This is a genomic window from Zobellella iuensis (genome assembly GCF_016746085.1).
Taxonomy (GTDB): domain Bacteria; phylum Pseudomonadota; class Gammaproteobacteria; order Enterobacterales; family Aeromonadaceae; genus Oceanimonas; species Oceanimonas iuensis.
The window spans coordinates 360,750-372,766 of sequence record NZ_JAERTZ010000025.1 but is presented as its reverse complement, the minus strand read 5'-3'; the positions used below and the strand labels follow the sequence as shown (position 1 = coordinate 372,766).

The 12,017-nt window shown below is 55.3% G+C and carries 9 protein-coding genes; all 9 read left to right on the top strand.

All coding sequences use genetic code 11. The features are described from left to right. Positions 1–166: 166 nt before the first annotated feature. Positions 167–1,198, top strand: a complete 1,032-nt coding sequence (gene epd / locus JKV55_RS12545) for an erythrose-4-phosphate dehydrogenase (protein WP_202085919.1) — start codon at positions 167–169, stop codon at positions 1,196–1,198. 21 nt (positions 1,199–1,219) lie between these two features. Then, on the top strand, positions 1,220–2,383 hold the full coding sequence (pgk, locus tag JKV55_RS12540) for a phosphoglycerate kinase (RefSeq protein ID WP_202085917.1): 1,164 nt from the start codon (positions 1,220–1,222) through the stop codon (positions 2,381–2,383). Between the two features lie 66 nt (positions 2,384–2,449). Next, positions 2,450–3,529, top strand: coding sequence for a class II fructose-bisphosphate aldolase (gene fbaA, locus JKV55_RS12535; protein WP_202085915.1), 1,080 nt, complete (start codon positions 2,450–2,452; stop codon positions 3,527–3,529). 372 nt (positions 3,530–3,901) lie between these two features. Continuing rightward, the gene (locus JKV55_RS12530; protein WP_439654912.1) at positions 3,902–6,040 is read left to right on the top strand and encodes a type I secretion system permease/ATPase; all 2,139 of its coding nucleotides are present in this window, start codon (positions 3,902–3,904) and stop codon (positions 6,038–6,040) included. After that, complete coding sequence (locus tag JKV55_RS12525) at positions 6,033–7,418, top strand: HlyD family type I secretion periplasmic adaptor subunit (RefSeq protein WP_202085911.1); 1,386 nt, start codon at positions 6,033–6,035, stop codon at positions 7,416–7,418. Before JKV55_RS12530 ends, JKV55_RS12525 begins: the two co-directional genes overlap by 8 nt. Positions 7,419–7,437: 19 nt before the next feature. Beyond that, positions 7,438–8,751 (top strand): TolC family outer membrane protein, encoded by a 1,314-nt coding sequence (locus JKV55_RS12520; RefSeq protein WP_202085909.1) that lies wholly within the window; start codon positions 7,438–7,440, stop codon positions 8,749–8,751. Between the two features lie 13 nt (positions 8,752–8,764). Further along, entirely contained in the window at positions 8,765–9,361 is a 597-nt protein-coding gene (locus JKV55_RS12515) for an OmpA family protein (protein ID WP_202085907.1), read from the top strand. 15 nt (positions 9,362–9,376) lie between these two features. After that, on the top strand, positions 9,377–10,063 hold the full coding sequence (locus tag JKV55_RS12510) for a transglutaminase-like cysteine peptidase (RefSeq protein ID WP_202085905.1): 687 nt from the start codon (positions 9,377–9,379) through the stop codon (positions 10,061–10,063). Between the two features lie 2 nt (positions 10,064–10,065). Further along, the gene (locus tag JKV55_RS12505; RefSeq protein WP_202085901.1) at positions 10,066–11,976 is read left to right on the top strand and encodes an EAL domain-containing protein; all 1,911 of its coding nucleotides are present in this window, start codon (positions 10,066–10,068) and stop codon (positions 11,974–11,976) included. Positions 11,977–12,017 lie beyond the last annotated feature (41 nt).

The window sequence follows — 12,017 nt, the reverse complement described above, 5'->3', positions numbered from 1 at the left end:
GCCAGACGGAGTGTGCTCATGGTCGCGCCGAGGGCGCGACGCTACTGCTGCAAACTGCCTCCCGACCATTCCCCTTGCTTTCAATCCCCGTTAGACTTGAGCCTGTATTTCGCACCGGAGGCGAACATGCCGGTGCCGCCTTTAAGCCCAGCAGGAACAACAAGTAATGATTCGACTAGCCATCAACGGCTACGGCCGTATTGGGCGCAGTGTATTACGGGCTTTTTACGAACGTGATCTGCACCGGTATATGAAGATAGTGGCCATCAACGAACTGGCCGATCCCGAGGCCATGGCCCACCTGACCCGTTACGACTCCAGCCATGGCCGTTTCGGTCATGAGGTGCGCCTGCTGCCGGGCGCCTTTGAAATAGAGGATGATGTGATCCGCTTGTGCCACGAGCCGGATCCGGCCAGGTTGCCCTGGGCCGAACTGGGGGTCGATCTGGTACTGGAGTGCACCGGTGTGCTGTCGAGCCGGGCCGACGCCGATCTGCACCTGGCGGCAGGGGCGAAAAAAGTGCTGTTTTCCCACCCGGCCGACAATGATGTGGATGCCACCATCGTTTATGGTGTAAACCACCTACAACTGACCGGTAACGAAACCATCGTGTCCAATGCTTCCTGTACCACTAACTGCGTGGTGCCCGTAATTGAGACATTGCACAAAGTTTTTAATATAAAATGTGGTAATATTACTACCATTCACTCAGCCATGAATGACCAACAGGTGATCGATGCCTATCATTCGGATCTGCGCCGGACCCGGGCTGCCAGCCAGTCCATCATCCCGGTCGACACCAAACTGGCCAAGGGAGTAGAGCGCATCTTGCCCCATTTCGCTGGCAAATTTGAGGCCATTTCCGTACGGGTGCCGACCATCAACGTGACCGCCATGGACTTGAGCGTGATCGTCGAGAGCAAGGCCACCGTCGAGGCCGTCAACCAGGTGCTGCGCCAGGCCGCCGAAGGCCCGCTGCGGGGCATCCTCGGCTATACCGAGGCGCCGCTGGTGTCGGTCGATTTCAATCATGATCCCCATTCCTCCATCATCGACGGCACCCAGACCCGGGTGAGTGACGCCAATCTGATCAAGATGCTGATGTGGTGCGATAATGAATGGGGTTTTGCCAACCGGATGCTCGATACCAGCCTGGCCTGGCTGGCGGCCACTGAGACCGTTTCTAAAAAACACTAGTACTTTAATAGAGGACGTTTTATGTCTGTCATCAAAATGAATGAACTCGATCTGTCCGGCAAGCGGGTACTGATCCGTGCCGATCTGAACGTACCGGTAAAAGATGGCAAGGTTACCTCCGATGCCCGTATCCTGGCTTCGTTGCCCACCATCGAAGCGGCATTGGCCCAAGGCGCCAAGGTGATGGTCACCTCTCACCTGGGTCGGCCCACCGAGGGCGAATATGCCGACGAGTTCTCGTTGCAGCCGGTGGTGGACTACCTGGCCACCAAACTGGACGCCCCGGTGCGCCTGGCCAAGGATTACCTGAACGGGGTGGACCTGGCCGCCGGCGAGCTGGTGGTGCTGGAAAACGTGCGCTTCAACAAGGGCGAGAAGAAAGACGACGAAACCCTGTCCAAGCAATACGCCGCCCTCTGTGACGTTTTCGTGATGGATGCCTTCGGCACCGCCCACCGGGCCCAGGCCTCCACCCATGGCGTGGCCAAGTTCGCGCCCGTGGCCTGTGCCGGCCCGCTGCTGTCCGCCGAGCTGGAGGCCCTGGGCAAGGCGCTGGACAACCCGGCCCGGCCCATGGTGGCGGTCGTCGGGGGCTCCAAGGTCTCCACCAAGCTGACCGTGCTCGAGTCCCTGTCCAAGATCGCCGATCAACTGGTGGTGGGTGGCGGTATCTCCAACACCTTCGTGGCCGCCGCCGGTCACAATGTGGGCAAGTCCCTGTACGAGCCGGACCTGATCCCGGAAGCCCAACGCCTGATGGAAAGCTGCGATATTCCGTTGGCCACCGATGTGCGCACCGCGCCCGAATTTTCCGAAACCGCCCCGGCCACCGTCAAGCTGGCATCGGAAGTGACCGACGACGAAGAAATCCTGGATCTGGGAGACGAATCCGCCCAGCGCCTGGCCGACATCCTGAAAAACGCCAAGACCATCATCTGGAACGGTCCGGTCGGGGTATTCGAGTTCGAAAACTTCCGTCGTGGCACCGAGATCGTGGCCCGGGCCATCGCCGAGAGCGATGCGTTCTCCATCGCCGGCGGCGGCGATACCCTGGCGGCCATCGACCTGTTCGGTATCAAGGATCAGATTTCCTACATCTCCACCGGCGGCGGCGCCTTCCTCGAGTTCGTGGAAGGCAAGACCCTGCCGGCGGTGGCCATGCTCGAGCAGAGAGCCAAAGGCTGAGTTAACCTTATCCATTTAAAGCGGCCGGTTCACACCGGCCGCCCGAATTTCAACAGGAGCAAGAGAATGTCCCAGAAAATTTTTGACGTAGTAAAACCGGGTGTGGTCAGCGGCGACGACATGCAGAAGATCTTCGCCATCGCCAAGGCCAACGAGTTCGCCCTGCCGGCGGTCAACGTGGTGGGTACCGACTCCATCAACGCCGTGCTGGAAGCGGCCGCCAAGGCGAAAGCCCCGGTGGTGGTACAGTTCTCCAACGGCGGTGCCGTTTTCTTCGCCGGCAAGGGGCTGAAGCTGGAAGGCCAGCAGGCCGCCATTCTCGGTGCCATCTCCGGTGCCAAGCATGTGCACGCGGTGGCCGAAGCCTACGGGGTGCCGGTGATACTGCACACCGACCACGCCGCCAAGAAGCTGCTGCCCTGGATCGACGGCCTGCTGGACGCCGGTGAGAAACACTTTGCCGAAACCGGCAAACCGCTGTTCAGCTCGCACATGATCGACCTGTCCGAAGAGAGCCTGGAAGAGAACATCGAAATCTGCGCCAAGTACCTGGAGCGCATGAGCAAGATCGGCATGACCCTGGAGATCGAGCTGGGCTGCACCGGTGGCGAGGAAGACGGTGTGGACAACACCGGCATGGACAGCTCCATGCTCTACACCCAGCCGGAAGACGTGGCCTATGCCTACGAGAAGCTGAGCGCCATCAGCGACAAGTTCACCATCGCCGCCTCCTTCGGCAACGTACACGGCGTGTACAAGCCGGGCAACGTCAAGCTGACCCCGCAAATCCTGGACAACTCCCAGAAGTACGTGTCCGAGAAGTTCGGCCTGCCGGCCAAGTCCCTGAACTTCGTGTTCCACGGCGGCTCCGGCTCTTCCGCCGAGGAGATCAAGGAATCCATTGGCTACGGCGTGATCAAGATGAACATCGACACCGATACCCAGTGGGCCACCTGGGCGGGCGTGATGGATTACTACAAGGCGAAAGAAGGCTATCTGCAGGGCCAGATCGGCAACCCGGACGGCGACGACAAGCCCAACAAGAAGTACTACGATCCGCGCGTCTGGCTGCGTGAAGGCCAGAACAGCATGATTGCCCGCCTGGAGCAGGCGTTCAAAGAGCTGAATGCAGTTAACGTTTTGTAATCATTAGCTGTTTTTATCTCTTCCCATACCGGCCTCAGGGCCGGTATTTTTTTGTCCGGCAATTACCCGCAGGTTGACGACTGGTTGAATGTTGACCATACCCTTGCCGGCGGTTTGGTGTATTTCCAATAAGCAACTAGATTTCAAGAAGAAACCCCTCCCTGAAAAACAGCACAGCAAGCCAGATTTTGTGCAACAAAAGGGAAAGGGTCGGGAATGCAGTGGCGAGGTACTGGCTGGTAACATTGGTTTTTTACCTTAAACACCAGTACGGGTTGTCCGATTCTGTGCAGGGCAGCATAGGGGCCGGCGGCCGATCTGCGGCATGGTGATTTTGCATAACGTGTAAGGATACACATTCCAATGCAGCACATTCATGCGGAAATTCAGGATCCCTTGTTGCAAAGCTTGGTGTTTCTGACCAAATTCTATGGCCACCCCCATCAGGGGGAGGCGCTGATATCGGGCTTGCCGTTGCCGGATGGCAAGCTGACCCCTTTGCTCTTTTCCCGCGCCGCGGAAAATGCCGAGCTGTCGGTGCATCATGCCGCCCAACCGGTCACGGGAATATCCGATCTGTTGCTCCCCTGCATATTGCTGCTGAAGGAGGGAGGGGCGGCGGTGCTGCTTGAGCGAGAGCTGGATGCTTCTCGTTGCAAGATTATACGGCCCGGCGTCGATGAGGCAGAGCAATGGATAGACCTGCAGACACTGCTGGACAACCATACGGGCCGGGTACTCTTCGTTAAGCCGAAATTTCGCTTTGATGAGCGTTCTCCCAAGGTGTTGGGTACTCATGAGGGACACTGGTTCTGGGGTACCTTGAGGCAGTCCGGCTCTATCTACCGGGATGTCTTGATAGGCACTTTATTGATCAACCTGTTCGCGGTTGTGACCCCGCTGTTCACCATGAATGTCTACGACAAGATAGTGCCTAACCTCTCTTTCGACTCGCTGTGGGTACTGGCTATCGGGGCCGGGATAGTGTTTCTGTTTGACTTTGTCATGCGCATGCTGCGTGGCCATTTTATCGATATAGCAGGGAAAAAATCCGATGTGCTGTTGTCCGCCCAGATCTTCGCAAAAGTGATGGGCATGCGAATGGAGGCCAGGCCACCCTCGACCGGCGCTTTTGCCAAGCATTTGCAAGAATTTGAATCGGTGAGAGATTTCCTCACCTCCGCCACCATAGTTACGCTGGTGGATATCCCCTTCAGCATCGTGTTCATACTGGTCATCTGGATATTTGCCGGCGATATGGTGTGGGTTCCGATCTCGGCAATACTGTTGTTAATCCTATGCAGTCTCTTGGTGCAGGGAGCACTGAGACGCAGTATTGAAGCCGGGTCCAGGCTGGCCTCCCAGAAAAACGCCAACCTGGTGGAAGGGATCGCGGGCCTGGAAACCATCAAATTGTTTGGTGCTCAGGGAGCCTTCCAGCATCGATGGGAACAGGCGGTCAGCCATATTGCCGGTTGGGGGATGAAAACTCGCCGTCTCACCAATTCGGTGTCTGCCCTTGCTCACGTTACCCAGCAACTGACCACGGTGAGCCTGATTGTCGTGGGGGTGTATATGATTGCCGGTGGGAATTTATCGATGGGGGGGCTGATTGCCGCCGTGATGCTGAGCAGCCGCGCCATCGCACCCATGGTGCAGTTGTCGGTATTGTCGACCCGTTATAACCAAGCCAAGTCGGCCATGGCCGTACTGGAAAATATCATGGACTCGCCGGATGAGCAGGAAAAAGGGCGGCGTTACATCCATCACCCCGTGTTCCAGGGCGATATCCTGTTTGATCAAGTTTCTTTCAGATATCCGGGGTCAGAGCAAAATGTCATTCAACGTTTGTCGTTTCATATCAAGGCCGGAGAAAAGGTGGCCATTATCGGCCGCATTGGCTCGGGAAAAACAACCCTGGAGCGCTTGATCGTCGGCCTTTATAAGCCAACGGAAGGGGCTATCCGTATCGATGGCATAGACATCGGCCAGCTACAACCGGCGGCGCTCAGGCGCAATATCGGCTGCGTTCCCCAGGATGTGAATCTCTTTTTTGGCTCTATCAGAGACAATATTGTCATTGCCAACCCCTTGGTCGATGAGCACAGAGTCATCAGAGCGGCCGAGAGGGCCGGGGTGTCCCGTTTTACCAATCAGGATCCGGCGGGTCTGGACAGGCAAGTAGGAGAAGGTGGGCGTTTGTTGTCGGGCGGGCAGCGCCAGGCGGTTGCCATAGCCCGCGCCTGGTTAAACGATCCCGTCATGCTGATCATGGATGAGCCTACCTCCAATATGGACATACGCTCCGAACGGCATGTTCGACAGGAATTATCCAGGCTCAGGCCGGAGCAGACGCTGCTGCTGATTACCCACAGATCCTCCATGCTGGAAGTTGTGGATAGAATCATTGTGCTGGAGCAGGGCCAGATAGTGGTGGATGGACCTAAAGAGCATGTGCTGCAGCAACTCCAGGCCGGTAATCGCCCAGGACAGGAGGTGAGCAATGGCTAAGCAATCGTTGCCTCCCGAGTTACTGGATTATACCAATGACACCGCGGCCGCGGTGTTGCTGAATACCCCCCGGAATGGCCGGATATTACTGTGGTGCATGTTGCTGTTTGTGATGGTGGCCTTGGTATGGGCTCGTTACGCGGAATTGGAAGAAGTCACTTCGGGAAGAGGGACAGTTATACCTTCCCAGCAAATCCAGGTGGTGTCGAACCTGGAAGGCGGCATCGTCAGGGAGTTGTATATAAGAGAAGGTCAGCAGGTAGAAAAAGGCCAGGCCCTGTTACTAATCGACGATACCCGCTTCTTGTCTGATCTGCGTGAAAGGGGGCAGGAAATTGCGGCACTGCATGGGGATGTTCGACGACTGGAAGAGGAAGTCGCCGCCATTCGGATCAGAGATGAAGTGAACCTGCCCTGGCGGGAACAGGTTGTGGTTCAGGGGGGGAGGCTGACTTTTGCCGATGATTTTACCGAACAATATCCGGGGCAAGCCGACATTCAGCAAGCCTTGTTCGATGAAAGGCTGACTTTTCTACAAAATCAGCTGTCTATCTTCGCCAACCAGATAGAGCAACGGGAGCAAGAGATTGTAGAAACTAACGCCAAGGTAAGCTCCTTGCAGCGAGGTGTCTCCCTGGCTGCGCGCGAGGTTGACATGAGCCGCCCCCTGGCTCGGGAAGGCATAGTTCCTCAAGTAGAAATTCTTCGTCTTGAGCGTCAATTGAATCAGATGAAGGGCGAGCAGGAGTCGGCCCGGTTATTGTTGCCCAAGCTGGATGCCTCCCTGCGGGAGAATATCTCCAAACGTAAAGAGGCCGCGCTGACTTTTCGCTCCGAATCCCAACGTATATTGAATGAACGCCGCAATCGGCTGGCTCAGTTACAAGAAGGGGAGGTGGGCTTACAGGACAGGGTCCGGCGTACCCTGGTGACATCACCGGTTAAAGGTACCATCAAAACGTTGCGGGTCAACACCGTAGGGGGAGTGGTTCAACCTGGGGTGAGCCTGGTTGAGATTGTTCCCTTGGAAGACACCTTGCTGGTAGAAGCTCGTATTCTCCCTAAGGACATTGGTTTTTTACGCCCCGGGCTGGAGGCGCTGGTCAAGTTTACCGCCTATGATTTTACTATCTATGGGGGGTTGGCAGGAGAAGTGGAGAAAATCAGTGCCGACTCGATACAAGATGATGACGGTAATACTTATTTCCTGGCAACCATCCGTACTCAGGAAAGCTATCTGGGTACCGAGCAAGCATCCTTGATGATTATTCCGGGGATGCAGGCGGGGGTAGACATTATCACGGGTAAAAAGACCGTGTTGGATTATTTATTAAAACCAATATTAAGAGCAAAACAGGACGCTTTGCGTGAGCGTTGATTCATAGGGAGTAATAACAATGAAAAAAACAACAATTGCAGTATGGGTGGGGGCATCCCTGGTGCTGCCACTACAGGCACAGACCCTGGAGGAAGCGGTCACCCAGACATTGATGACGCATCCTAAGGTCAAGGAGTCGTTCCATCTCTATCAATCCCGCCAATATGATCAGGATGCGGCCTTTGCCGGTTACCTGCCCACATTGGATGCCAGTGCCGGTATCGGTTATGAATACACCAATAGTCCGGGAACCCGGGATGGTGGGCCCCGGGCCGACAAGACGCTGACCCGTAAGGAAGCGGGGTTATCATTAAGACAGATGCTGTTCGACGGATTCAAGACCCCGAGTAATGTCGGCAGAACCCAGGCTGAGGCGGATGCGCAACGCTACGCTTTGTTGTCTGATGCGGAAAATATTGCACTGAGAGTAGCCGAAGTCTACCTGGAAGTATTGCGGCAAGATGAAGTTCTGGAGCTTTCCCGCCGTAACCTGGAAACACACGAACAAATTTATTCTGATATTCGGCGGCGTACCGACTCCGGGGTTGGTTCTTCCGCCGACTTTACCCAGATCCAAGGTCGGGTAGCCCGGGCATATTCCAATATGACGGCAGCGGAGAATAACCTCAGGGATGCCCAGAGCCGGTTTATCTCCCTGGTCAATCAGACGCCAGAAGGTTTGCGCCAGCCTCAGCCAGACGCCAATTATATGCCATCGACGATGGACGAGGCCCTGACGCAGGCGCAGGAAAATCATCCCACCCTGGTCTCGGCATCCTTTGACGTGGAAGCCGCTCGTTATCAGCACAACGATGCAAAATCAGGCTTTTACCCCAAGATCAGCCTGGAGCTGGACAAAAACTGGGATGATGACATAGATGGCGTCCGTGGCCACAACTACGATTTCACCGCCATGGTTCGCATGCGTTACAACCTGTTCAGCGGCGGTGCCGATGTAGCGCGTAGCCGTTCTACTTCCGCCCTGGAGATGCAAGCGAAGGATATTCAGATGAATGCCCATCGCCAGGTTGGAGAAGGTATTCGTTTGGCTTGGGCAGCTTATGAGTCCCTTAGTCGGCAGAAGGACTTTTTGCGTCAGCATGTGGAAGCGAGCTACAACACGGTAGACGCCTACAAGAAGCAATTCTCTCTTGGCAGCAGAACCTTGCTTGACGTTCTGAATACGGAAAATGAGCTGTTCGAAGCCCGGCGCTCCTATATTCAGGCCGAGTATGATCAACTTTTGGCCGAATACCGCATTATGAATGCCACTGGTCAATTGCTGGAAGCGCTACGGTTTACTCAGCCCGAGCAGTGGCAGGCCAGAAATTGATAGGAGAAAGAAAATGAAAACATGGACTCTGTTAGCGTTAATTATTCCACTCACTGCCTGTGGCAACCTTAATCTGACCGCGGAGCCTGAGCGTGAAACCCGACCTGCCTATGATCTGAGCGATCCGGATTGGGATGGGGTCATTACGGCCAGGGACAACTGTCTGGATTCACCGACGAGATCCTCGGTAGACAATGATGGGTGTCATCTTGGTGATACTCAGATTTTACAGCATGATCTGACGATTCTTTTTGCTCATGACAGATCCCTGATAACTTCTGAATACCAGGATGAGATCAATCAGATGGCTGCGTTTATGGAGGACAACCCCAACTTAAGATTGTTGTTGGAAGGCCACGCCAGCCAGGTTGGTCCTCGTGATTACAATGTCGCCTTGTCCAAACGGAGAGCCGAAACAGTACGGCAGGCATTGATACAAAGTGGTGTCAGTGGAGAGCGGTTGGAGATCATTGGCTATGGTGATACCCGCCCGATGCTGATGGGGAGCGACGAGCAATCTCATGCGGCTAACCGACGGGTGGTAGGTGCCTTGACCAGTTCCCGGGGTGCCGTCAGGATGCGCTGGGATGTATACAGTGTTGAGCGTTGATCCCCCTTTTCTTTAATGTGGCGGCGGCTTTCCTGGTGGTTGGGGCTGGTGGTCTGGGGGGGCGTACTCGGACTGCCAGCCCAGTCGTTACTGGGAGAGGATGAAAATATGATTGTGGCGGTACGCCAGTTTTATGGTGAGCCTGCCGCCCGGCGAACACAACATTGGCGGCAGCTTATTCGCGAGGGCCAGTCTGCCGGATGGAGTGAGCAAGAAGCGCTGTCTCGGGTCAATCTTTTTTTTAACCGCCAGCTGTTTATCGATGATATCAAGCTCTGGGGTAAAGATGATTACTGGACCACCCCCCTGGAGTTTTTAGGTGCGGGGGGCGGCGACTGCGAAGACTTCAGTATTGCCAAGTATTTTTCCCTGCTGGAACTTGGTATTGACGACGCCAAGTTAAGATTGGTTTATGTCAAGGCGTTACGTCTGAATCAATTCCATATGGTAGTAGCCTATTACCCCACTCCCAACGCTATACCCCTTATTCTGGATAATCTTGAATTTAGTATCAGAGCGGCGACAGAGCGTACCGATCTTGAACCTATTTACAGTTTTAACGGGCAGCATCTATGGCTGATGCGGGCAAGAGGGCAGGGGGAACTGGCGGGAGAGTCCTCCCGGCTTTCACTTTGGAATGAGTTACGCGGCAGGGTTGATGTGAGGCGGCTGCAGCGACCGATTATAAACCTGGATGAATGACTATGACCCTGTACCGACAACTCCTGTTGACCATGCTATTGCTGTTTGCCGTGCTGTTTGTCACGGCGTATTCGGTGCAGTTCAGCTCTACTCGAAGCTATTTGGCACAACAACAACATACTACGGTGTCGAATACGGTGACGGCTCTTGGTCTGGCGTTGACGCCATACCTGGAGAGCAGCGATACCCTTGGAGCTGAATCCATTATCAACGCGGTTTTCGATGGTGGTTTTTATCGGATGGTACGCCTGGACTTACTGGCTTCGGAACAACAGATTGTACGCGAGCACAGGGCCTTGCCATCACGGGTTCCGGCATGGTTTATCGGCCTGGATCTCTTCGAGGGGGCAAGACAGGATGCCGTGCTGACTTCGGGATGGATGCAGCTGGGCCACTTGTATGTGGAAGGGCATCCCGGGCAGGCTTACTATGAGTTGTGGCAGGGGATGAGTCGGCTGGCGACCTGGTTTCTGGTTTGTTTCTTCCTGAGTTGGGGGCTGTTGGTGGTGGCGTTACGCTACCTGTTGAAACCCCTGCATGATATTGAAGTTCAGGCCCGGGAAATAGAGTTGCACCACTTCGGCAAGCCCATTCCCTTACCGGTCACCCGGGAACTCCGGGAGGTCGTGGCAGCGATTAATACCATGGCGACCAAGTTGGAAATGCAGTTCAACGAGCAGGCCGATGAGGCGGAACGGCTACGCCACAAGGCCTTTCTGGATGAAACATCGGGGCTGGGAAACCGGGCTTATTTCATTTCCCAGAGTCAGTCCTGGATGGGGGATGGCAGCGGCGGTGCCGTGGTGCTTGTATCGGTCGACGTACTTGAACGGCTTTATCAGGAAAAGGGATTTGCTGCGAGGGACCAGATGATTTTCTCTGTAGGTGAACGTCTGCGTCAACTGTGCCGTCAGTTTGGTGATCATGCCCTGGCTCGTCTTTCAGCCTATGAATATGCCTTGCTTATACCTGTTTCAGACACCGAGTTGCTGACCCGGTTCGGGGAGACAATCAACGGCACCATTGGGGAGCTGATGGTGGAGCTTCTCAGTGAAGGGGAGGCGTCAGTCGTGGGCATGGCCGTCATTCAGCCAGGCGATGATATTGGGCTGCTGCTGGCGCGTGCCGACAATGCCCTGGGTAAGGCGAGAAGGGAGCATACCGGAGCCGTTGTGGTGGAGCAGGGGCGAACCGCGGATGATATGGGGCGCCAGGCCTGGAAGCAGCTGGTTGAAACGGCCCTGGCAGAAGATGGATTTGAATTTACGACCCAGGCGGTATTGGACTTCTCGGGTGAGCATGTTCATGACGAGCTGTTTGCCCATATCCGCCAAGGCAGCAAGCTCTACCATGCCGGTGAGTTCCTGCCAGTGATTGAACAGTTCAAACTCGGTGTGCTACTTGATCGCCATATTTTAACTCGGGCGTTGTCTTTTCTTGCGGCCCGGCCAGATCTCAAGCTTGCCGTCAATCTTACCCCCCAAAGCTGCCACCAGCCGGCATTCTGGTGTTCCTTGGAAAAGCTGCTGGAACAACATCGGGGCCCGGCGCAGCGATTGGTGTTGGAAATACCGGAAAGTGCCTTTGCCTTCGGCATGGGAGACTTGACTAGGGTTCTGGCCAAAGTGGAGCTGAGCTGGGGAATTGACCATTTCGGCCGTCACTTCGGCTTGCTGAGCCACCTGGGTAAACTCAGGCCCTGCTATGTCAAGCTGGATCACGGCTATACGGCTCAGGTGACCGAACCGGACTTTGATGAGGCATTTTTGACAGCCATATGTCGCCTTGCCCGCCATATGGAGGCCATGACCATTGCCACCCGGGTGCAGTCCGGCCACCAGGTAGAGCTGCTCAAAAGACTGTATATTGATGCTTATCAGGGCTTTATCAGCCCCCCTCGGATACTCGACTAATCGTTCTGTTTTTTCGTATGAACAGGCATTTTTTCCCTGGT

Excerpts from the sequence above, each read along its gene's own strand:
- epd (WP_202085919.1), top strand. The coding sequence starts at position 167 with ATGATTCGACTAGCCATCAACGGCTACGGCCGTATTGGGCGCAGTGTA.
- pgk (WP_202085917.1), top strand. The coding sequence starts at position 1,220 with ATGTCTGTCATCAAAATGAATGAACTCGATCTGTCCGGCAAGCGGGTA.
- JKV55_RS12515 (WP_202085907.1), top strand. The coding sequence starts at position 8,765 with ATGAAAACATGGACTCTGTTAGCGTTAATTATTCCACTCACTGCCTGT.
- JKV55_RS12520 (WP_202085909.1), top strand. The coding sequence starts at position 7,438 with ATGAAAAAAACAACAATTGCAGTATGGGTGGGGGCATCCCTGGTGCTG.
- JKV55_RS12525 (WP_202085911.1), top strand. The coding sequence starts at position 6,033 with ATGGCTAAGCAATCGTTGCCTCCCGAGTTACTGGATTATACCAATGAC.
- JKV55_RS12510 (WP_202085905.1), top strand. The coding sequence starts at position 9,377 with ATGTGGCGGCGGCTTTCCTGGTGGTTGGGGCTGGTGGTCTGGGGGGGC.
- JKV55_RS12505 (WP_202085901.1), top strand. The coding sequence starts at position 10,066 with ATGACCCTGTACCGACAACTCCTGTTGACCATGCTATTGCTGTTTGCC.
- fbaA (WP_202085915.1), top strand. The coding sequence starts at position 2,450 with ATGTCCCAGAAAATTTTTGACGTAGTAAAACCGGGTGTGGTCAGCGGC.